Here is a 21,210-nt window from a genome sequence, read left to right on the forward strand (position 1 = left end):
AATTAGGTGACACCTCATGACACCAGAAGACGAACAACAACGCGCTCGGCAAGGTATCTTGCTGGCGATTGGTGCCTATACCATGTGGGGCATTGCGCCGATGTATTTTAAATCCATCGCACAAGTATCCCCTTTGGAAATTCTGAGCCACCGGGTGATTTGGTCTTTCTTTTTGCTTGCCGCACTCCTTCACTTTGGCCGTCACTGGCGCTCGGTTTACTACATCGCGAAAGACAAAACGAAGATCGCTTACCTGATCGCAAGTTCTGTATTAATTGGCGGAAACTGGCTGATTTTCATCTGGGCGGTCAATTCCAATCATATGCTTGACGCGAGCTTAGGCTATTACATTAACCCATTAATCAATGTCTTGCTCGGCATGGTCTTTTTGGGAGAACGACTTCGTAAGTTGCAATGGTTTGCTGTCGTATTAGCGGGCTGTGGTGTACTGGTCCAATTGATTGTATTCGGCTCCGTGCCCGTTGTTGCGATGGCGTTAGCAATGAGTTTCGGCTTCTATGGCCTCTTAAGGAAGAAAGTCAGTGTCGATGCAAAAACAGGATTGTTTATCGAAACATTACTTCTTCTGCCTGTCGCCGCCGTGTATCTGCTGTTTATTGCAGAAACCCCAACGTCGAATATGCTCACTAACCCGTTAGCATTAAATAGCTTGTTGATTGCAGCAGGGGTGATTACCACACTGCCCCTACTTTGTTTTACGGGTGCGGCAACAAGACTCAAATTATCAACATTGGGCTTTTTCCAGTATATTGGCCCAAGCTTGATGTTCTTACTTGCAGTACTGATGTATGGCGAACCCTTTACCATGGATAAAGCGATTACCTTTGCCTTTATTTGGGGAGCGCTAGTCGTATTTAGCTTTGATGGACTGCGCAACAACCGTCGCTCACGCCGAATCGTTCAGCCACAGTGATCGTTTTTTACAAGACAAGTTAGAAATTGCCAGATAAGCTTGGTCATAATGTGACCAAGCTTTTTTGTATGTAATGGAACAGATTCAATACTACGCAACCGACCATGACCAGCTGAGCCTGATCGAGGCGAAATACCAGAAGTTTGCCTTCCAAAGGCACTATCATCTGGACTTTCACCTCGGTCTGATCACGCATGGCACGCAAAAGTTCCAATATCAAGGCTGTAGCCATCAAGTGGGTCATGGGCAAATCGTAATTATGCCGCCAGATGAACTGCACGACGGGCACTCTAAGCTCGAAAGTGGCTATGAAGTGAATGTATTTGCGATCGAGCCGCACCTACTCAGCGATCTTGCCGATCTTAGTCAAAATGGTCAAATAATCCGCTTTAATGAATTGATCATCTCCGATCCACAGATATTTTCACAACTTAGTAACTTGCATGCTCTTCTTCGCCGCGAGAACCTCAGCCAACTCACCAAAGATTGCCTTCCTTTTGAAGGATTTAATCAACTTTTTGATCGCTACGGATCACTCGCGAGGCAAAAAGTGGTTCCGCTTGGAAAACAGTCTTTGCATACCTTAAAAGATTACTTAATGGCGAATCTCGACCAAACAGTTCGTTTAGATGCACTATCAGAGCTCTGTCAACTGAGCCCCACGCAATTTCAACGCCATTTCAAAGCGCAAACAGGTATGACTCCCTACGCTTGGTTTGCTCGCTTGCGATTAGAGCAAGGAATGAAACTACTCCAAGCAGGATGGTGTGGTACGGACGTCGCCTATCAAGTGGGTTTTTATGATCAGGCCCACTTTAGTAAAGCGTTTAAACAAACCTATGGCGTCTCGCCTTCACAAGTGGCACGCTAATATCTCATACGCTGTGGTATTCAGTACTGCTAGTTTTTTACAAGCACTAGCGAATAAGAATCACGACAATAGCTCATATCCACTATGTTTTGAGATGTGTTATGAATGAATCGACTATCCTTTTAACGCTTGCCAGTATCCACTTCATTGCCTTAATGAGCCCAGGTCCGGATTTTGCGCTTGTGGTACAAAATGCCACCCGTCATGGCCGTCAAACTGGCTTATACATTGCGCTTGGCTTATCAGTCGGTATTTTGCTGCATTCTTTATTCAGCCTAACGGGGGTGAGCTATTTAGTTCACCAGCATCCTCTGCTCTACTCCGTCTTACAATTGCTTGGGGGCAGCTATCTGTTGTATTTGGGTATCGGTGCACTGCGCGGCGTGATCGCGACGATCAAAAACCCACTTTCTGATCAGCCAAGCAAAAACAGTAACCTTGTGATCGGTAATAAACGTCAGGCGTTTACCAAGGGGTTCGCAACCAATATTCTCAACCCCAAAGCCTTAGTATTTTTTGTGAGTTTAATGTCGAGCCTTGTCCCAGTGGGCATGTCGGTGACAGGAAAAGGAATTGCTCTGGTGATTTTGTTTGGTTTGTCGCTACTCTGGTTTTCTAGCCTTGCATGGATGCTGTCAACGCAGCGCTTGCAAACAAGATTGCAGCAAGCCGGCATTTATATAGATGGTTTATGTGGTGTGGTATTTACCCTAGTTGGCAGCAGTATTTTAGTGCAAACCTTCCGCTCCTTTCTCGATAACTCTCTGATTTAAAAGCGTCGCACACTCGACATTTCTTTAATAGGAAACTCGACGACTATCTCCGTGGCTGCCAAGCTGAATAACCTTAGTTGGCAACATGGAGAGTCATCATGCAATGGACATTTAACCGACTCGTACTCTCGGGTCTTTTTCTTACTTCCCCTTTCACCTTCACTGGACAAGCCTTCGCTAACCAAGCTGCAGATTCGGTCGCACCAGAGCACAGCACTGGCATTGAGCAAAAGCAGCTGGTCAAAGCTAAAGATTATATGGTTACCGCTGCTAACCCACTGGCGACTCAAGCGGGTGCAGACGTACTTGAGCAAGGCGGGAATGCGATAGATGCCATGGTCGCGGTGCAATTGATGCTTGGCTTAGTTGAACCCCAGTCATCAGGTATTGGTGGCGGTGCGTTCTTAGTGTATTGGGATAGCGAAAAGCAAAAACTGACCACTTACGACGGGCGTGAAACCGCCCCCCTCGCCGTAACGCCAAAGCTATTTTTAGATGAGAACGGTCAGCCATTGCAATTCTACGATGCCGTGGTTGGTGGACGCTCTGTCGCAACACCAGGCACCGTGAAACTATTGTGGGATACCCACCAGAAATACGGCAAGCTGGAATGGAAAAAGATCATTCAACCTGTTATCTCGCTTGCGGAGCAAGGATTCAAAGTCAGTCCTCGCCTAGCAAGCTTGATAGAAAAAGACGCCGAGCGTTTATCACGCTTTCCAGTCACAAAAGCCTATTTCTTTAACTCGGATGGCTCGCCAAAAACCGAAGGTACGCTATTAAAAAACCCTGAATACGCACAAACACTGAGTGCTATTGCCAAGCAAGGCGCCCAAGCCTTCTACCACGGGGATATCGCCAGAGACATTATCAAGACGGTACAAAACGCGCCGGGTAACCCCGGCGTATTAGCCCAACCCGACTTTGATACCTACCAAATCAGACAACGTGAGCCGGTTTGTGCAGCATACCAAAGCTATGACATTTGCGGCATGGGACCACCAAGCTCTGGCGCGCTCACCATTGGTCAGATTTTGGCGATCACTGAACAGTACGATCTCAAAGGCTGGGGGGCCAACAGCATTAAATCTTGGCAAGTACTCGCTGATGCATCGCGTCTAGCGTTTGCTGACCGTGGTAAATACATGGCAGACCAAGATTACGTGCCAATGCCAACGCAAGGCTTGCTTGATGAAAGCTACCTCCAGCAGCGAGCAGAGCTGATCCAAGTCGGCAAAGCACTAAGCAAAGTTGAAGCGGGCAATCCTCCGTGGTCGCACGCAATGAACTTAAGCATGGACGAGTCCATTGAACTCCCTTCCACCAGCCATTTCAATATCGTCGATAAGCAAGGCAATGTGGTTTCAATGACGACCACCATTGAGAATGCGTTTGGCTCGCGCTTAATGGTGCGTGGCTTCTTGCTCAATAATGAACTGACCGATTTTTCTTTCCGTACTCATAACGACGGAATCCCAATCGCCAACCGCATAGAACCAGGCAAGCGTCCACGATCTTCAATGGCCCCGACCATTATGATGAAAGATAACAAACCTTACATGGCGATAGGTTCTCCGGGTGGCAGTCGAATCATCGGTTACGTGGCGCAAACCATCATTGCCCACACGCAATGGGATATGAATATCCAACAAGCAATCAATCAACCACGATTACTCGACCGTTTTGGCACCTTAGATATTGAGCAAGGTACCGCTGCAGAAGGCTTACAGCCAGAGCTGGAGAAGATGGGCTTTAGAACCAATGTTCGTGATTTGAATTCTGGACTGCATGTGATACGCATAACAAAAGATGGACTAGAAGGTGCCGCAGATCCTCGTCGAGAAGGAGCAGCAATCGGCAAATAAGCCTGTTTTGCTCGACTCCTTGTGCGAGATCTCTCACAAGGAGTGGAGCAAACCTCTCTTTTTTAATGGTAAAACAGCCCACAAATAACCATAAGATATTGAATAATATAAACATGTTTATTTTTCAAACGCTTTTGATTGAGAAAAATGTGGGCTTCGACCATTGTTGAGAATCGTGAAGAGCGTAATATGAACCTTGTCGGAAGGATGCTGACACGGAACAGGAAACACCACGGATTTGGTGAACTTCAGGAAGAAGAAACGGGTATTCAGGATGAATAGTCGGGCATGGATTGCAAAACTGGACATTGAACGGAATCAATAGCAACTAGGACGGTTGCTACTAAGGACGGGAAATGGACACCTCTGGACGAGGAAAGGACTGAACATCAGGAAGATGTCATGGACACCGCTCAGGGAACAAGTGATGAGAGCTAACGAGGATGGTTAGCAGACCAGGATAAGGTCAAGGACACCGCTAGGAAGGCGACGAAAGGATTAAGCTGAAGGAATGCAGCACGCTATCAAGGATTTGATGCATGGAGCACTTTTAGTAGCTGGATTGCTGCGAGTAAGACTATAACCCCGACGGGCGCAAGCCCTCGGGGTTTTTCTTTGTCTAAAGATAAGCGATTTAGACTAAGAGCCTTTTCGAATAGCGTCATTTAGCTCCCTATCTTTCAGCATTTTGTTGATTCAAAGCAGCCAAAACAGAAAGAGCCACCGAAGCAGCTCTTATGTTCATTTTTTCACAAAGCCCTACAGCTTCTCCAGTCTCGCGTAAGCGGTGACTAACCATTTAATGCCTTCACCATTGAAAGCAATCTGCACTCGGCTTTGTGGGCCACTGCCCTCAAAGTTGATGATCGTTCCTTCACCAAATTTCGGATGCATCACACGAGAACCTAGTGAAAAACCAGTCTCATTGAAGTTTTCTTTTACTGCGGTTTGGCTAAAACGTCCACTACTTGAAGGGCGACTCACTTGCGCCTTCATGCGCACTTCATCCAAACACGTTTCTGGTAATTCACGAATAAAGCGCGATGGTTTGTGGTATTTGTCCTGGCCATATAGGCGACGCATTTCCGCGTAAGTAATGTAGAGCTTTTGCATCGCGCGCGTCATGCCCACATAACACAGGCGGCGCTCTTCTTCTAAACGCCCTGCCTCTTCAGCGGACATCTGGCTTGGGAACATACCTTCTTCCACACCGACCATGAATACCAATGGGAATTCCAAACCTTTCGCACTATGCAGCGTCATCAGTTGGACTGCATCTTCAAATTCGTCCGCCTGACCTTCGCCCGCTTCCAGAGCCGCATGCGTTAAAAATGCCGTGAGCAGAGACATTTCTTCCGCTTCTTCTGGTTTTTCGAATTGGCGAGTGGCGGTAACCAACTCCTCCAAGTTTTCTATGCGAGCTTTAGACTTTTCGCCCTTCTCTTGCTCATACATCGCAAACAAACCCGAGTACTTGATCACGTGGTCCGTTTGCTCATGCAATGGCATTTCTAGTGTATCGTCTTCCAACGCGGTGATTAATTCGACAAAACGACTTAACGCACCAGCTGCTCGACCCGTTAATACTTGCTCATCGAGCATTGCCAGACTGGCTTCCCACATAGTGCACCCTCTATCACGAGCTGCACGACGGATAGTCTCTAGCGTCTTATCGCCCAGACCACGTGTTGGGGTATTCACGACACGTTCAAACGCGGCATCATCGTTGCGATTCGCCATCAAACGCAAGTAGCTCAACGCATCTCTGATTTCTTGACGCTCGAAGAATCGCATGCCTCCGTAAATACGGTACGGTAAGCCTGCCTGAATTAATGCTTCTTCCAAAACACGAGATTGCGCGTTGTTACGATACAGCATCGCAGCATCATTCAATGCGCCGCCATTCTCTTGCCACTCTTTGATTTTATTGACCGCAAAGCGCGCTTCGTCAAGCTCGTTATAAGCGCTGTAAACCGAGATCGGCTCTCCCACATTGCCATCCGTCCACAGCTCTTTACCCATGCGTTCAGTGTTGTTCGCAATCAAGGTATTGGACGCTTCAAGAATCGTCTTGGTCGAACGATAGTTTTGTTCGAGACGAATGGTGTTCACGCACGGAAACTCCAGCGTGAACTTCTCAATGTTCTCGACTTTTGCACCGCGCCAACCATAAATTGACTGGTCGTCGTCACCAACAATCATCACGTGACAATCTGGGCCAGCCATCATGCGTAGCCAAGCGTATTGAATGTTGTTGGTGTCTTGGAATTCGTCAACCAAGATATGCTTAAAGCGTGCTTGGTAGTGTTCACGCACAAACTTGTTGTCACGCAGTAGCTCATGCGCGCGCAGCAAAATTTCTGCAAAGTCCACTAAGCCAGCACGATCACACGCTTCTTGGTAAGCGGTATACAGCTGCAAATAAGTTTTGGTCACTGGATCGTGATAAGCGTCGATATGCGATGGGCGTAACCCTTCGTCCTTCTTACCATTAATCCACCATGAAACTTGGCGTGCAGGCCACTGCTTTTCATCCAAGTTTTGTGCTTTGATCAAACGCTTTAACAAGCGCTGCTGATCATCGCTGTCTATGATTTGGAAATCTTCCGGTAGCTTGGCATCAAGATAGTGTGCACGCAAAATGCGGTGACAAATACCGTGGAAAGTCCCATTCCACATGCCAGATGCACTGCCCATCATCAACTCTTCAATACGACCACGCATTTCTGCTGCCGCTTTATTAGTGAAGGTGACCGACATGATCGAGAAAGGAGAAGCTTGCTCGACTGACATAAGCCAAGCGATACGGTGAACAAGAACGCGAGTCTTACCACTCCCTGCACCAGCAAGGACAAGTAAGTTTTCTAGAGGAGCTGCAACGGCTTCACGCTGTTTATCGTTTAGACCGTCGAGTAATAGAGATGGATCCATCATGATGAGCTACTGGTTATTTATACATAAAAACCGATTATAACCTAAACAGCTGGGTGCTGTTTAGACAAAACTTGATAAAAAATTCGTTGTTTTTTTAATCTTTCATTCAAAGAGTTAACGAAGGTAATCACTCCAAAACCATTCGCGAGAGTTATTTTTATGAAAGTTTTTCTGCCTCATCTCTATCTTTTAATTTAAGCAGGTGGATAAAGGTTGTACGCCAAACGGCGAATCGACTTGCCGAATGAAAGTAAAAGGAAATCACTCAGAGGAAATTATGATGAAAAAATCGAATCTTGCTGTTACTGCTGCTGTTACTGGCCTTCTTGCTCTTGGTGGCACCATGCTCACCGCAGCCCCTGCTGTCGCAGCAGAAAAAGAAAAGTGTTATGGCGTGGCGAAAGCCGGTAAAAATGACTGCGCAACGAAAAACAGCTCTTGCGCGGGCACCTCTAAAGAAGACAACCAAAAAGATGCTTTTGTTGTCGTTCCTAAAGGATTGTGTGACAAATTGGCTGGCGGTAGCACCAGCGGCTCATAACTCAACATCACAAGTTTCTGTGGGGCGCGTTGCACTTTAACCAACGCCCCCAGTTACTCGCCAATCAGAAAAGGAGTTTCACGTGAAACATCACTCTTTCCATCCTCTTGCTGGCGTCGGATTACGTTCCCCTCATCTCGATTATTTTAGCCAACACAAACCTGAGCTGTCGTGGCTAGAAATCCACAGCGAGAACTACTTTCAGCCCAACTCAGTAGAGCGCCATCAACTACAAGCATTACGCGAGCACTACCACATCAGTTGCCACGGTATTGGTTTATCGCTGGGCTCGGTGGAACGTGTGAATACGAAACATTTAGCGCAACTAAAAGCATTGATAAATACAATTGACCCGCTCTTCGTCTCTGACCATTTAAGCTGGAGTGAAAATGGTGGTCACTACTTCAATGATCTACTTCCCTTGCCTTACACGGAAGAAGCGCTGCAAGTCTTCACTCGTAACGTGCTTGAAGTACAAGAATATCTACAACGTGAAATCTTAATTGAGAACCCATCTAGTTATGTGAAGTTTCACCATTCAACCATCAGTGAATGGGACTTTCTTACCGAAGTGCAAAAGCGCACCGACTGTCGTTTATTACTCGACTTAAATAACGTATATGTTTCCGCCTTCAATCACGGTTTTGATTGCGACACATACCTAGATGCGATTCCAGCCGACAAAGTCGACGAGATTCATTTGGCAGGTTTTACTATTAAGCCGTTGGATAAAGGTGAGATTTGGATTGATACCCATAGCCGTCCCGTCAGTGATGAAGTATGGCAGCTGTTCGTTAGTTGGACACAAAAACACGGCCCTCGCCATACGCTGATTGAATGGGATTTGGATATTCCAGCACCAGAAATCCTCCTTGGCGAAGCAGAAAAAGCATCCTCACTATTGCAGAAAAATCATTTAATTGACCAAAAGAGCAAAAGGAAAGCGTCATGAATCTTGCGACCTTGCAGAGTCGATTTGCTAAAGCCCTACATTATCAAGCGCTCGGTGAAGAATGCGACATTGTGAGTGACAAGTTTACCGCAGATGAACGCATACAGATTTACCGCAATAACTTTATCATCAGCCTGAGTGAGGTATTGGCAGCGACCTACCCAATGGTTGAAGCCTTAGTTGGAAAAGAGTGCTTCGATCAAATTGCTCGCCAACACGTACTTTCTCACCCCTTAGCAGAAGGTAATGTCGTACATTATGGTGTGGGCTTTCAAGATACGATTATGCAGTTTAGTCAGGTCATGACCCAAGCCCCGTACACTCCTGAAGTCGCAAGGTTTGAATGGCATATGGACTTAGCTCGACACATACAGAATGAGAAAGTCGAAAAACCAAATCGAATCCCTTTATCTGCACTTACCCAAGTGACGGAAGAACAACAACCTCAATTGGTGTTTCATTTGCGCACTGGCAGTCGCAGCTTTGACTCAAACTACGCCGTATTTGATCTCTTTCATGCGATTCAACACCAAGAGTTTGAACAGCTCAATATCAATCAATTACAGCGAGGTGTCATCTCGATTCAAGCCAATGGAGAAGCTCAATGTCACGCACTCGATACCGATGTTTTTCAACTGCTGCAATGTTTAGAGCAGAAGCAGAGTTTGAGCGAAATACCCGAAGCTTTGCTCGTTCACATTAATAGCATCATGGCACTCGATCTCGTTGACGGCTTTACATTGAAATCAATCTAAGGAGCACTCTATGACGAATACGGTTAAAAACTTAGTCAATCGGTACGACGACTTGATCAATACCTTACAAGCTGGCTTTGTCCCTTTACTACTTCTCTTTTGTCGCTTGTGGGTTGCATGGGTGTTCTTCAATTCAGGGTTAATCAAAGTTTCTTCTTGGGATAGCACGCTGTATCTATTCGAATTGGAATACCAAGTGCCACTTTTGCCTTGGGAGTTAGCGGCCTACATGGGAACGGCTGCCGAGTTAATTCTGCCAGTATTTTTAGCGTTGGGATTAATTACCCGCCCGATGGCTGCGATTCTGTTTGTGTTCAATATCATCGCGGTCATCTCTTACCCGGTATTGTGGGAAAAAGGGTTCTATGACCATCAATTGTGGGGATTCATGATTTTAGTGGTCATCGTATGGGGACCGGGAGTTATCTCTATTGACCATGTTATAAAGAACAAGCTGACGCGATAAAAAAATCCCCGCAGTGGCGGGGACTTTTTATTGTTTATTTAAGTAAGCAAGAAGCTCATCAGCTGAGATGCCCTGTTGAGCAAGATCTTTTGCCAACAGCTCAACTTGTTCGCCTTTGCGCGACTCAATCACTTGCTGGAATTGGTACACGATATCACGCAAAATTGGCAGAGGTACTTGTTTAGCCGCACTACGAATACGCTCGGAGCTTTGATTACCCAGCTCATTAAGCAACTTGCCAAACATCACCTTTTCTGGTGAATCTTCCATTTGCTCTAGAATACGAGCCATTTCATACGTGGTTAACGACATTACTTTTTGAGTTCCGTTATGGTGTCAGGAAAAGTCTGAACGACAAATATACACGCCTTACTTACATTGGAAAATACTAAATTACACTGTTTTACGCTTTCGCAAAGCTTGAATGCCAGTTCTTACCTGCTTTTGTAAACAGAACCACCAACGCAGGCAATAGAACCCACATATGAATTGCGATCAGTGTTTGAGGCTCCAAAGATAAACGCTGCAACGTACCAACCAACAAACCAGAGCCACTCATTTGGAACAACCCAAGCAGTGCCGCAGCCGTACCCGCTTTGTCACCAAACGGTTCCAATGCTTTCCCTGCCGCTGCACCCAGAATGAATGCAAAACCCACTGACGACATGAAAATAGGTAGCATGAAAGAAAGCGCGGTATTCTGACCATTCATCACTAGCATGATCACACCTGCGAGGCCCAGAGTCGAGATCCCGGTGACCAAGGTGTTGTGCGTGCCAACGCGCTCCATAAACTTAGGCGCCAACATACATGCCGCAATATTGATCACCGCATTCACACCAAACCAGAAAGTGAATTCATTCATCGACAGCCCCATCCCCGTCATCAATACCGACGGTGCTGAGGTAACGTAAGCAAGAATAACCGCCATCGCCATCAAGCATAATGACGCATGGAAAACAAAAGATGGTGTGCTAAGCACTGCCCAATAACGGCTGAGCTTAAACACGGCTTGCTTTTCCGTTGATGGGTTAGTCTCTTTCATCATGAAAAACATCAATGAACCGGACACAATGGCAAAGCCCGCCATAAAGCTGAAGTTAGCTCGCCAATCAAATTGCTGAGTTAACCAGCTACCTAGAATTGGAGCTAATGCCGGAATAAAACAAATCGCGCCGTTAAGATAGCTGATCATTTTGCCGCTTTTTTCCGGGCCAAAGATATCGCGAACTGTTGCAAAGGCTGCTACCGATGTCGCACACGCACCTAAGCCTTGTAGCAGTCGGGAAACCAACATCCATTCAATATTTTGAGCACTCCACGCCAATAAAGCGCTCATCGCATAGATAGTGATACCGCCCAATGCAACAGTTCGACGTCCGAGTTTATCTGCCAAAGGGCCAGCAAACAGTTGCCCGACACCCATCGCAAATAAGAACCAAGTGATCGTGTCTTGTGCTAGCGCATTATCGACCTGAAAAGTGGAAGCAATAAGAGGTAAAGCAGGTAGATAAATATCAATCGCAAGAGGACTGAAAAGAACCAAAAGGGTCAATAACGCCATCTGTTTTTTACTATTAGAAAACTGGCTAGGCACACAACACTCCGAATTGGATAAAGAACTTTGGATAGAGCTTAATCATCTGATGATATGAATGGAAATGATGTATAATCATGAGCATTATTCCTTAGAGGAAATTCACCGTGAACGTCGAAAAACTGGCTCGTATCGATTTAAATCTATTGGTCTGTTTTAAAGTTTTGATAGAAGAGTTAAATGTCACCCGAGCCGCCCACCGACTGTGCTTGAGTCAGTCTGCCGTGAGCAAATCACTGGCTAAACTGCGCATCCAATTTGATGACCCGCTTTTCACCCGAAACTCGCATGGATTAACACCAACACCGCGCGCTTTGTTTCTTAAACCTAAACTGGATCTGTTGATAAACCAGTTAGAAGTACTGACTCAACCAGAAGAGTTCTCTCCACAAAGTAGCGAATACCGTTTTCAAATAGCAGCGGTTGAAAGTGTTTACCCTCTGATTCTACCCCATTTCTTACCGGCGATTTTTCAGCAAGCCCCTGGGGTGACGATCAGCACTCACCCTTGGTCCGATAATACTTTTAAAATGCTGCAACGTGGCGAGCTAGACTTAGGCTTAACTGGAAAAGACATCGATATTAATGATGCCAAGCTGACTCTGCTGCCACCCGATGACATATGCGAACTGGAAATTTATCGAGATCACCAGATGTGTATTATTCGCAAAAATCACCCAGCATTAAAACAGCCTTGGAACCTCGAAGCGTATCTCGCCCTGCGTCACGTACAAGTGCGTTGTGACGGCAACGACCGTTGGCTGTTAGATTATCGCCTTGCCGATATTGGAGCCGACCGGGATATTGCCGTCACCGTCCCCGACTTTAATAGTGCCGCAAGTTTATGTTCCTACACTGACTTTATTTTTACCGCTCCAAGCCATTTTGTGCAGCTCGCTGCTAAACAGCTTGATTTGGTCGTACTACCACTCCCGCTAGAATTTCCACCTATGGCTTACACTTTATTCTGGCACCGAGACAGAGAAAACGACCCTGCATTGGGTTGGCTACGTGCGATGATCACACAAAAAACCGATCACCTTAGATAAAAATACCGCTCTCAATTTGCGCTTAGCGGGTAAAATGAGTAGCTTAACTGTCGTAGTCCTTTTTGGCTCATCTATGGCCTAGTTGTACTCCGACTCAACCTAAGTCATTGCAAACTTGCGTTGATCATAAACTGCATGAAGCAGAAGGAAACAGCTCCCACACCTGAGCATGAAGGAGCGGTAATTTGAAGGAATAAAACAGATGCACAACGAAACCCTCAGCCGCGTGAATGCGATTCGCGAATGGCTTATACAACATAATATTGATGCCCTACTTGTCCCTCATGAAGACGAGTACTTGGGCGAATACGTCCCAGCGCACAACGAGCGCTTACATTGGTTAACAGGCTTTACAGGCTCTGCTGGTGCCGCCGTCATCACCAAAGAGAAGGCAGCTATGTTTGTTGATGGCCGCTATACCGTTCAAGTCACCAAACAAGTCCCTGGTGACCTATTTGAATATCGTCACCTTATTGAAGAACCAGCTTTAGATTGGGTTCTAGACAACCTGCCAACGAACGCATCTGTCGCAATTGATCCTCGTATGCACAGCTCAGCTTGGCTAGACATGGCACAAGCTAAACTGGCTGGAAAGCTTGAGCTAAATATTCTGACCAATAACCCAATTGATGAGTTGTGGCATGACCGCCCAGCGCCTGTTGTCTCTGATGTTCGCCTGATGCCAACAGAAGCCGTCGGTCAATCAAGTGAGAGTAAGCGTCAAGAGATCGCCCAACTGGTAAAAAAAACGGGTGCAGATAGCGCTGTGATCACAGCATTAGATTCTATTTGTTGGCTGCTGAATGTACGTGGTTTAGATGTATCACGCCTACCAGTTCTGCTTTCTCACGCGATTCTGCACTCAGATTCAAGCGTGGAATACTTCCTCGATCCTGCTCGTCTACCTGCTGATTTTGACGCTCACGTAGGCACCGGTGTGACCGTTCACCACCCAGAAGCACTTCAATCTCGCCTTGAAGCCATGACAGGTAAAAAGGTATTGGTTGACCCTGCAATCAGTAACGCTTGGTTTAAGCTAGTACTACAACACTCTGGTGCGTCCGTGATTGCAGCAGCAGACCCATGTCTGATGCCAAAAGCGGCGAAGAACTCGGTTGAAATTGCCGGTATGAAGGCGTGTCATATCCGCGATGGCGTGGCAATGAGCAAGTTCCTATCTTGGTTAGATGCGGAAGTTGCTGCTGGTAACCTGCATGACGAAGCGACATTAGCAGACAAACTGGAAGCATTTCGTAGCGAAGACCCTACGCTAATGGATCTCAGCTTCGATACCATTTCAGCCGCGGGCGGCAACGCGGCCATGTGTCACTACAATCACGAGAACCAACCTGAACCTGGTAAGTTAGAACTGAACACGCTTTACCTTGTGGACTCAGGCGGTCAGTACCTCGATGGCACTACCGACATCACGCGTACTATCGCGATTGGTCAACCTTCTTCAGAAATGAAGAAGCAATTTACGTTGGCGCTGAAAGGTCATATTGGCGTTGCTCGAGCTCGTTTCCCGAAAGGCACACGTGGTTACCAAATCGATACACTAGCTCGTCAGCACCTATGGGCGGAAGGCTACGATTACGATCACGGCACTGGCCACGGTGTTGGTCACTTCCTAAGTGTTCATGAAGGTCCAGCGAGCATTTCGAAGAAGCAAATCGACGTGCCTCTAACTGAAGGTATGGTGCTATCCAACGAGCCAGGTTACTACCGTGCAGATGCGTTTGGTATCCGTATTGAGAACCTAGAGCTTGTTGTTGAAACACCGACTAACGGTGACTTCCCTGTCCTGTCATTTGAGTCGCTAACACGCTGCCCAATAGACAAACGCAACATCAACGTTGATATGCTAACTCGTCCAGAACTTGCTTGGCTGAATGATTACCACCAGAAAGTATGGGATGAGATCAGCCCGCTAGTCGAAGGTGATGTTAAAGAGTGGCTTCGTCAGGCAACGCTACCTGTAGCACACAGTTAGAAGTTAGAAAAAGTAGAGGGTTGATGTTTTGCATCAACCCTCTTTTCTTTGCCTATGTTTCACGTGAAACATAACGATGACCAGTGGCTTTATTTGTTGCTTAACCAGAGTACGCTGAGTGCCAATCTCGCCATACAGGGTCAAAGCCCTTGTCTCGAATCATATCTTCCACAGAGCCAGCACTTCGCTCATCACTGATCTCAAACTGCTCGAGCTCAACATCATCCATCGCATAACCACCCGGCTGAGTTTTCGATGCTGCAGATATACTGGTAATACCTAAAGCTAATGCGTTGTCTCTAAACTTCGGTGACTCACGAGTCGATAATGACAACTCCACTTCTGGATTCAACAAACGATAAGCGCAAATCAACTGAACAAGCTGCTTATCCGTCATTACTGATTTGGGTTGGAGCGCGCCCTCACAAGGACGCAAACGTGGGAAAGAAATTGAGTAACGAGTCTGCCAATACGTGCGCTCAAGATAGTCCAAGTGCGCTGCCACATAAAAACAATCTGTACGCCACTCTTCCAATCCTATCAAAGCGCCAATACCGATCTTATCAATGCCCGCTTTTGCGAGGCGGTCGGGTGTATCCAATCGGTATTCGAAATCCATCTTATTGCCACGTAAATGGTGCTCAGCATAAGTCGAAGGATGATACGTTTCTTGATAAACCATCACCGCATCCAAACCCAATGTCTTGAGCTCTGCGTATTCGTCTTGATCTAGCGGCTGCACTTCCATCGCCAAATAATTAAAGCGTTGCTTAATCATCGGCACCATTTCGCGAAAGTATTTCATGCCCACTTTGGTTTCGTGTTCACCAGTCACCAGCAATACGCTATCGAACTTCATGCGTTTAATGGCTTTGACTTCTGCAGCCACTTCGTCCCTATTCAAGATGCGACGCTTAATTCTGTTCTCCATTGAGAAGCCGCAATAAGTACAAGCATTGGCACACAAGTTAGAAAGGTATAATGGAATGTAAAGCGACATGGTATTACCAAAACGCTTACGAGTTGCTGAGTATGACAACTGCGCCATTTGTTCTAAGTACGCTTCAGCTGCGGGTGAGATTAGCGCTTTAAAGTCTTCCAAATCACGCTTGGGTTTATTCAATGCTCGCTCGACATCTTGTGCCGTTTTCGCGTAGATCGACATCGAAATATCATCCCAATTAAGCTGCTTAAATTGTTCAACGAAGCTCATGTTTTCCTCGCTTAATAGCTAAACTAATCTAGGACTAAAGCTTATCTAGGAATGACGTCAATGGACTCGACGCAACCGCATGAGAAACCTTACCAGCCAGTCCGGCTTCATAAGCCATACGCCCCGACTCTACCGCCAACTTAAATGCCTTAGCCATCGCAACAGGATCGCTTGAAGCTGCAATCGCGGTATTGACGAGCACGGCATCCGCGCCCATTTCCATCGCACGCGCGGCATGTGAAGGAGCACCAATACCCGCATCGACAACGACAGGAACATTAGCTTGGTCGATGATGATCTCTAGGAAATCGTGAGAAACTATCCCTTTGTTGGAACCGATCGGCGCACCTAATGGCATGACCGCAGCACAGCCTACTTCTTCCAATCGTTTACACAGAACTGGGTCAGCATGACAGTAAGGAAGGACAATAAAGCCTTCACAAACCAGTTGTTCAGCGGCCGAAAGCGTCTCAATTGGATCGGGCATCAAGTACTTCGGGTCAGGATGAATTTCCAGTTTTAGCCAATTAGTACCCAACGCTTCTCGCGCCAGTTGTGCCGCAAACACAGCATCTTTAGCATTCTTTGCACCCGAGGTGTTCGGCAATAAGTTCACACCCGCTTGTATTAACGGCAGCAAAATATCGTCTTGTTGGTCGTTCACATCCACACGCTTCAACGCCATGGTCGCAAGTTGAGATCCCGAAACGTGAATCGCTTCTGCCATTAATCGGCTGCTGGCAAACTTTCCTGTTCCTGTGAACAGTCTTGATTCGAATTGTTTATCACCAATTTTAAGCATCGACTTTACCCCCCTGCGATCGCTTGAAACAAAGAGATGCTATCTCCCTGTGAAAGAACTGTGCTATCCCATTCACTGCGCGGCACAACATTGTTATTAATTGCAAAAACACAGCCCATTTCAGGCAGCGCAAATTGACTAATGATTTGCTGTAGATTCGACTCACTGGCAACTTGATGCGACTGGTCATTGATGACAATAGTGATCACATCTAAGTCAGCCGCGGTCATTTGTGTTGTTTGTTGTTCTGATAACATCATTGCTTCCAATTCTCTTGATTCTGCCCATTACTCGTAAGCTAAGTCTGAGCACACACTTGGCACTGTTTGTCTTTGCTTATCGCCATGCTTTGCCATTGCAGTTTCAATCCATCAAATAGGTGCAGCTTGGCAGTCTCGACATGGAACTTTCCCGTCGCCAGTCTTTGAATTGCCGCTATCGCTTGGTAGTTGCCAAGTGTGCCCACCACCGGACCGACGACACCGCTCTCACTGCACTTTTGCGTTTGCGGTAATTCGTCAAACGGATACAAACAGCGGTAACACGCTTTATTCTGCGCTTCTTGTTCATTTGGTGTTTGGTAATCAAAGACAGCGAATTGCCCTTGCCAACCAATAGCTGCCGCCGAGATGAGCGGCGTATTTTGTTCGAAACAAACTTGGTTAATTAGCTGGCGCGTTGGCATGTTATCGGTGCAGTCCAACACCACATCCGCTAGCATCACCTCAAGCTGCAACTGTGCTTTGTCCAATCGCTTATTGAGAGCACGAACTTGAACCATAGAATTAAGGTCAGTGAGCTGTTTTACAGTTGCTTCTGTTTTCGCAACTTGTAGGTCTTGCTCACGATAAATGATCTGACGCTGTAGGTTACTGCTATCAACTTCATCATCATCAACCACAACCAATTTACCAACGCCCGCTGACGCCAAGTACAAACTCGCTGCGCTCCCTAATCCACCACAACCGATGATCAGCACATGCGATTTGCTCAAACGCTCTTGCCCAACTTCGGCAATTTCAGGCAGAGCGACTTGGCGTTGATAGCGAAGGTACTGCTTATCCGTGAGCATGCTCGCCTCTCTTGGTATACGCCAATTCACTATTCTGCTCAGTAAACGTTAGTTGTCTTTCCTTCATCAGTTGTGCAAAAAACTTGATAACGGACTGAGGTGATTCTGCCAACGTAATAGCACGCACAACCGCCAAACTAGAAACACCCGTTTGCCAAACTTGGTCAGCATTAGATTGGTCAATGCCACCAATTGCGACCGTCGGAAAACCGAACACATATTCACTTACTGCTTTGTCTTTTGAAGGACGGAAAGCCAGCTCTGTGTTTCCGTAAGGAATGCTATCAATCAACTTTTGATACAGTGCCAAGCGCACCAAACCTTGTGGTTTCGATGGCATCTGTTTTGTGGTGGTTGGGAAGATATGCCCTAGCGCGATGTAGCTAGGATGAATTTGTACGATGCGCAGTAGCTCATAATAACCATGAGTAGAAAGACCAAGACGAATGCCGGCTTTAGTTAGCTGAGCCAAATTCGATTCTTCTATGTCTTCTTGTCCTAGGTGAACGCCATAAGCGCCATGCTTGATTGCCAACTGCCAATAGTCATTGATGAACACTTGTGCTTGATACTGACGACCTAGCTCAATTGCTCGAATGATCTGTTGTTCTAAATCGGCTTGTTGTGGGTTCTTGATTCGGAGCTGAATAGTGTTGATGCCTAGTAGCAGTAAACGCTCAATCCAAGCAACATCATCAACGACTGGATAGAGCCCTAGACTTCGCTTAGTTAGAGTTGGAAAGCTAACGCTCTCGCCTTGTGCAGACCAACCAACTTGAATACCTAGTCGGTTATCCTCCAGTACAGGTGTGGGGAAATCATCAAATTGGTCAGCCCACTGAGTAGCTCTTCCCTCGTTAAGGTTGTCATTCAACAGTGTTTCACGTGAAACATTCGCTTGTTGAGTTAGCATTCCTCGAGCAAGTGTTAACGCATCTTCGATAGGAAAATCGAGTACTGTCAGCGTTACAATCCAAGCAAGGTGACGTTCGGGATCGAACATTGCGTTGAATTTGGACTTAACGGAAAGCGCTCTCACTTCGTTGTTAATCGGGTGACGCCAGATATCAAGCTGAAGCACTTTCTCCTTTTCATCGGATACCTGCGTATCAGCAATGCCAATATGAATCGCTTTCGACGGTTGCTTAGCGCACGCTTCTACCGATAAGGCAGAGCGGTAATAGAGCACAAATGAACTCTCATGCTCAGAGTCATAACCATCAATAAGATCTGTCGTTATACGTTTGGTCTGTTGGTCGCGAACAAGCTGAATAGATTGAGTTAGGCTCACACCCAACTCAATGTCTTCGATGCTAAAACCCTGTTCTTTCGCCAACAACAAACATTGTTGAACTAAACCTGTTAGTTCAATCAATGATGACGGAATAAGGATTTTGCTCATTAGTCACTTACCTCGGCATGTGCTGCTGGGTGGTATAACTCAGAACCTGACTCTCTAAATTCTTGCGATTTCTGACGCATCCCCTCAAGAGGATCATCAAGCATTTTGATCGAGATAGCTTGGTCCGCAGCAACTTGCTCAGTGTCTTTCGCGTATTCTCGAACCTCTTGCGAAATCTTCATCGAGCAGAACTTTGGTCCGCACATCGAACAGAAGTGAGCAACTTTTCCCGACTCTTGAGGCAAGGTTTCATCATGGAAAGCGCGAGCGGTTTCTGGGTCGAGTGACAAGTTGAATTGGTCTTCCCAGCGGAACTCGAAGCGAGCTTTAGAAAGCGCGTTATCACGAACTTGTGCGCCTGGATGCCCTTTCGCCAAATCAGCAGCGTGAGCAGCAAGCTTGTAAGTGATCATGCCTACCTTCACGTCTTCTTTGTTTGGTAAGCCAAGATGCTCTTTAGGTGTTACGTAACAAAGCATCGCACAGCCATACCAGCCAATCATGGCAGCGCCAATTCCTGACGTAATATGGTCGTAACCAGGAGCGACGTCTGTCGTCAGTGGACCAAGCGTGTAGAACGGAGCTTCATGGCAGTGCTCTAGCTGCTCTTCCATGTTCTCTTTGATCATGTGCATTGGAACATGGCCAGGACCTTCGATAATCACCTGTACGTCGTATTCCCACGCAACCTTAGTCAACTCACCAAGAGTACGAAGCTCCGCAAATTGCGCTTCGTCATTAGCATCGGCAACCGAACCAGGGCGCAGACCATCACCGAGAGAAAGTGCCACATCATACTTGGCACAGATTTCACAGATCTCTCGGAAGTGGGTGTATAAGAAGCTTTCTTGGTGATGCGCTAAACACCATTTCGCGATGATAGAACCACCACGAGAGACGATGCCAGTAACACGCTTTGCAGTCATTGGCACATAGCGAAGTAGTAAACCGGCATGGATAGTGAAGTAATCAACGCCCTGCTCTGCTTGCTCAATCAGAGTATCGCGCATCACTTCCCAGTTAAGGTTTTCGGCAACTCCATTCACTTTCTCAAGCGCTTGATACATAGGTACAGTACCTATCGGAACCGGGCTGTTACGCAGAATCCACTCGCGAGTTTCGTGGATGTTACGTCCAGTAGAGAGATCCATAACGGTATCCCCACCCCAGCGTGTCGCCCAAACGAGCTTCTCAACTTCTTCCTCAATCGAAGACGTCACCGATGAGTTACCGATATTGGCGTTCACTTTGACCAAAAAGTTACGTCCAATGATCATTGGTTCGGATTCTGGGTGGTTGATATTGGAAGGGATAATCGCGCGACCTTCGGCGACTTCTTTACGCACAAACTCGGCGGTAATGTCTTTTGGAAGATTAGCTCCAAAGCTTTGACCAGGATGCTGTTGATTCAGCACATCATCACGGTACTTGGCACGACCCATGTTTTCACGCAGCGCGATGAATTCCATTTCTGGGGTGATAATACCTTTGCGAGCATAGTGCAGTTGAGTGACGCATTGCCCATCTTTGGCACGTCGAATACGTGGTAGATTACCGTAACGAAGATCGTCTAGTGTTTCGTCTTCTAAGCGTTCTTTGGTGTACACCGAGCTTACTTCATCGAGTAACTCTGTGTCACCACGCTCTTCAATCCAGCTTTCTCTTAGCTTTGGTAAGCCGCTATAAAGGTCAATATCGTAGTTCGGATCAGTATAAACACCTGACGTATCGTAGACTCGGACGGCTTCATTCGGCTCGAAAATAGGCGCTTCTTTTGTACCACCAATCAGACTATCTGCTAGCGCTATTTCACGCATAGGTACACGAACATCTGGACGAGAACCTTCTACATATACTTTTGTGGAATTTGGGTACGGCTGTACCGAGAGTGTTTCAATAAACTGTTTTGCTTCCAGTCTCGCTTGTTTGCGACTCGACATAGCATTTTTCCTTGCTTTGTTATACTAGATAAAAAGTAATTGGATAAAAAT

The 21,210-nt window shown here is 46.6% G+C and carries 19 protein-coding genes; 10 read left to right on the forward strand and 9 right to left on the reverse strand.

Translation table 11 applies throughout. The annotated features are described in order from the left end of the window. Positions 1-16 precede the first annotated feature (16 nt). From rarD to ggt, 4 genes are all read left to right on the forward strand, one after another. The gene (gene rarD, locus ACHFJ9_RS22710) at positions 17-934 is read left to right on the forward strand and encodes an EamA family transporter RarD (protein WP_006743075.1); all 918 of its coding nucleotides are present in this window, start codon (positions 17-19) and stop codon (positions 932-934) included. Positions 935-1,007: 73 nt separating this feature from the next. Continuing rightward, complete coding sequence (locus ACHFJ9_RS22715) at positions 1,008-1,805, forward strand: AraC family transcriptional regulator (RefSeq protein WP_006743074.1); 798 nt, start codon at positions 1,008-1,010, stop codon at positions 1,803-1,805. Between the two features lie 101 nt (positions 1,806-1,906). Beyond that, complete coding sequence (locus ACHFJ9_RS22720; protein ID WP_046874563.1) at positions 1,907-2,578, forward strand: LysE family translocator; 672 nt, start codon at positions 1,907-1,909, stop codon at positions 2,576-2,578. Positions 2,579-2,676: 98 nt separating this feature from the next. Continuing rightward, a complete protein-coding gene (ggt, locus tag ACHFJ9_RS22725; RefSeq protein WP_395356372.1) occupies positions 2,677-4,443 on the forward strand; it encodes a gamma-glutamyltransferase in 1,767 nt (588 codons plus the stop codon). Between the two features lie 759 nt (positions 4,444-5,202). Here the strand turns inward: ggt and uvrD are convergent. After that, complete coding sequence (uvrD, locus tag ACHFJ9_RS22730) at positions 5,203-7,377, reverse strand: DNA helicase II (RefSeq protein WP_395356374.1); 2,175 nt, start codon at positions 7,375-7,377, stop codon at positions 5,203-5,205. Positions 7,378-7,657: 280 nt separating this feature from the next. On the opposite strand from uvrD, the gene ACHFJ9_RS22735 reads away from it, so the two are divergent. The 4 genes from ACHFJ9_RS22735 to ACHFJ9_RS22750 all read left to right on the forward strand — a co-directional run bounded on the left by ACHFJ9_RS22735 (position 7,658) and on the right by ACHFJ9_RS22750 (position 10,091). Continuing rightward, positions 7,658-7,918 (forward strand): DUF2282 domain-containing protein, encoded by a 261-nt coding sequence (locus ACHFJ9_RS22735; RefSeq protein WP_031780600.1) that lies wholly within the window; start codon positions 7,658-7,660, stop codon positions 7,916-7,918. An 82-nt stretch (positions 7,919-8,000) separates the two neighbouring features. Continuing rightward, on the forward strand, positions 8,001-8,870 hold the full coding sequence (locus tag ACHFJ9_RS22740; RefSeq protein ID WP_085344605.1) for a DUF692 domain-containing protein: 870 nt from the start codon (positions 8,001-8,003) through the stop codon (positions 8,868-8,870). Next, positions 8,867-9,625, forward strand: a complete 759-nt coding sequence (locus ACHFJ9_RS22745) for a DNA-binding domain-containing protein (protein ID WP_395356377.1) — start codon at positions 8,867-8,869, stop codon at positions 9,623-9,625. The genes ACHFJ9_RS22740 and ACHFJ9_RS22745 overlap by 4 nt, the downstream gene beginning before the upstream one ends. Positions 9,626-9,635: 10 nt before the next feature. After that, positions 9,636-10,091, forward strand: coding sequence for a DoxX family protein (locus ACHFJ9_RS22750; protein ID WP_012841278.1), 456 nt, complete (start codon positions 9,636-9,638; stop codon positions 10,089-10,091). Positions 10,092-10,118: 27 nt separating this feature from the next. Here ACHFJ9_RS22750 and ACHFJ9_RS22755 read toward each other — a convergent pair whose 3' ends face one another. Beyond that, positions 10,119-10,403, reverse strand: a complete 285-nt coding sequence (locus ACHFJ9_RS22755; RefSeq protein WP_005397034.1) for a hypothetical protein — start codon at positions 10,401-10,403, stop codon at positions 10,119-10,121. A gap of 91 nt (positions 10,404-10,494) precedes the next feature. After that, positions 10,495-11,655: a multidrug effflux MFS transporter gene (locus tag ACHFJ9_RS22760; protein ID WP_395357486.1), complete on the reverse strand. Its 1,161-nt coding sequence runs from the start codon at positions 11,653-11,655 to the stop codon at positions 10,495-10,497. Between the two features lie 140 nt (positions 11,656-11,795). On the opposite strand from ACHFJ9_RS22760, the gene ACHFJ9_RS22765 reads away from it, so the two are divergent. After that, entirely contained in the window at positions 11,796-12,737 is a 942-nt protein-coding gene (locus ACHFJ9_RS22765) for a LysR family transcriptional regulator (protein WP_005397044.1), read from the forward strand. A 202-nt stretch (positions 12,738-12,939) separates the two neighbouring features. After that, positions 12,940-14,730 carry an aminopeptidase P family protein gene (locus ACHFJ9_RS22770; RefSeq protein WP_395356380.1) on the forward strand — a complete coding sequence of 597 codons (1,791 nt, stop codon included), beginning with the start codon at positions 12,940-12,942 and terminating at the stop codon, positions 14,728-14,730. Positions 14,731-14,830: 100 nt separating this feature from the next. Here the strand turns inward: ACHFJ9_RS22770 and thiH are convergent, their stop codons facing one another. From thiH to thiC, 6 genes are read right to left on the reverse strand one after another with little or no spacing between them, the layout of a single operon-like run. Further along, positions 14,831-15,943, reverse strand: coding sequence for a 2-iminoacetate synthase ThiH (gene thiH / locus ACHFJ9_RS22775; protein WP_395356382.1), 1,113 nt, complete (start codon positions 15,941-15,943; stop codon positions 14,831-14,833). Between the two features lie 34 nt (positions 15,944-15,977). Continuing rightward, entirely contained in the window at positions 15,978-16,745 is a 768-nt protein-coding gene (locus ACHFJ9_RS22780) for a thiazole synthase (protein WP_395356384.1), read from the reverse strand. A gap of 5 nt (positions 16,746-16,750) precedes the next feature. Next, complete coding sequence (thiS, locus tag ACHFJ9_RS22785; RefSeq protein ID WP_395356386.1) at positions 16,751-17,005, reverse strand: sulfur carrier protein ThiS; 255 nt, start codon at positions 17,003-17,005, stop codon at positions 16,751-16,753. A gap of 38 nt (positions 17,006-17,043) precedes the next feature. After that, entirely contained in the window at positions 17,044-17,817 is a 774-nt protein-coding gene (locus ACHFJ9_RS22790) for a HesA/MoeB/ThiF family protein (protein ID WP_395356388.1), read from the reverse strand. Next, a complete protein-coding gene (locus tag ACHFJ9_RS22795; protein WP_395356390.1) occupies positions 17,804-19,219 on the reverse strand; it encodes a thiamine phosphate synthase in 1,416 nt (471 codons plus the stop codon). The genes ACHFJ9_RS22790 and ACHFJ9_RS22795 overlap by 14 nt, the downstream gene beginning before the upstream one ends. Further along, positions 19,219-21,159, reverse strand: a complete 1,941-nt coding sequence (gene thiC / locus ACHFJ9_RS22800) for a phosphomethylpyrimidine synthase ThiC (protein WP_005397069.1) — start codon at positions 21,157-21,159, stop codon at positions 19,219-19,221. The genes ACHFJ9_RS22795 and thiC overlap by 1 nt, the downstream gene beginning before the upstream one ends. Positions 21,160-21,210: the final 51 nt, after the last annotated feature.

Origin of the sequence: Vibrio sp. D3 (genome assembly GCF_043995865.1) — a bacterium.
GTDB lineage: Bacteria > Pseudomonadota > Gammaproteobacteria > Enterobacterales > Vibrionaceae > Vibrio > Vibrio diabolicus.

Bases quoted from the DNA above. Each gene is read 5' to 3' on its own strand.
- uvrD (WP_395356374.1), bottom strand. From the start codon at position 7,377: ATGATGGATCCATCTCTATTACTCGACGGTCTAAACGATAAACAGCGT.
- ACHFJ9_RS22745 (WP_395356377.1), top strand. From the start codon at position 8,867: ATGAATCTTGCGACCTTGCAGAGTCGATTTGCTAAAGCCCTACATTAT.
- rarD (WP_006743075.1), top strand. From the start codon at position 17: ATGACACCAGAAGACGAACAACAACGCGCTCGGCAAGGTATCTTGCTG.
- ACHFJ9_RS22760 (WP_395357486.1), bottom strand. From the start codon at position 11,655: ATGGCGTTATTGACCCTTTTGGTTCTTTTCAGTCCTCTTGCGATTGAT.
- ACHFJ9_RS22715 (WP_006743074.1), top strand. From the start codon at position 1,008: ATGGAACAGATTCAATACTACGCAACCGACCATGACCAGCTGAGCCTG.
- ACHFJ9_RS22755 (WP_005397034.1), bottom strand. From the start codon at position 10,403: ATGTCGTTAACCACGTATGAAATGGCTCGTATTCTAGAGCAAATGGAA.
- ACHFJ9_RS22770 (WP_395356380.1), top strand. From the start codon at position 12,940: ATGCACAACGAAACCCTCAGCCGCGTGAATGCGATTCGCGAATGGCTT.
- ggt (WP_395356372.1), top strand. From the start codon at position 2,677: ATGCAATGGACATTTAACCGACTCGTACTCTCGGGTCTTTTTCTTACT.
- thiS (WP_395356386.1), bottom strand. From the start codon at position 17,005: ATGATGTTATCAGAACAACAAACAACACAAATGACCGCGGCTGACTTA.
- ACHFJ9_RS22790 (WP_395356388.1), bottom strand. From the start codon at position 17,817: ATGCTCACGGATAAGCAGTACCTTCGCTATCAACGCCAAGTCGCTCTG.
- ACHFJ9_RS22750 (WP_012841278.1), top strand. From the start codon at position 9,636: ATGACGAATACGGTTAAAAACTTAGTCAATCGGTACGACGACTTGATC.
- ACHFJ9_RS22720 (WP_046874563.1), top strand. From the start codon at position 1,907: ATGAATGAATCGACTATCCTTTTAACGCTTGCCAGTATCCACTTCATT.
- ACHFJ9_RS22780 (WP_395356384.1), bottom strand. From the start codon at position 16,745: ATGCTTAAAATTGGTGATAAACAATTCGAATCAAGACTGTTCACAGGA.
- thiC (WP_005397069.1), bottom strand. From the start codon at position 21,159: ATGTCGAGTCGCAAACAAGCGAGACTGGAAGCAAAACAGTTTATTGAA.
- ACHFJ9_RS22735 (WP_031780600.1), top strand. From the start codon at position 7,658: ATGAAAAAATCGAATCTTGCTGTTACTGCTGCTGTTACTGGCCTTCTT.
- ACHFJ9_RS22795 (WP_395356390.1), bottom strand. From the start codon at position 19,219: ATGAGCAAAATCCTTATTCCGTCATCATTGATTGAACTAACAGGTTTA.
- thiH (WP_395356382.1), bottom strand. From the start codon at position 15,943: ATGAGCTTCGTTGAACAATTTAAGCAGCTTAATTGGGATGATATTTCG.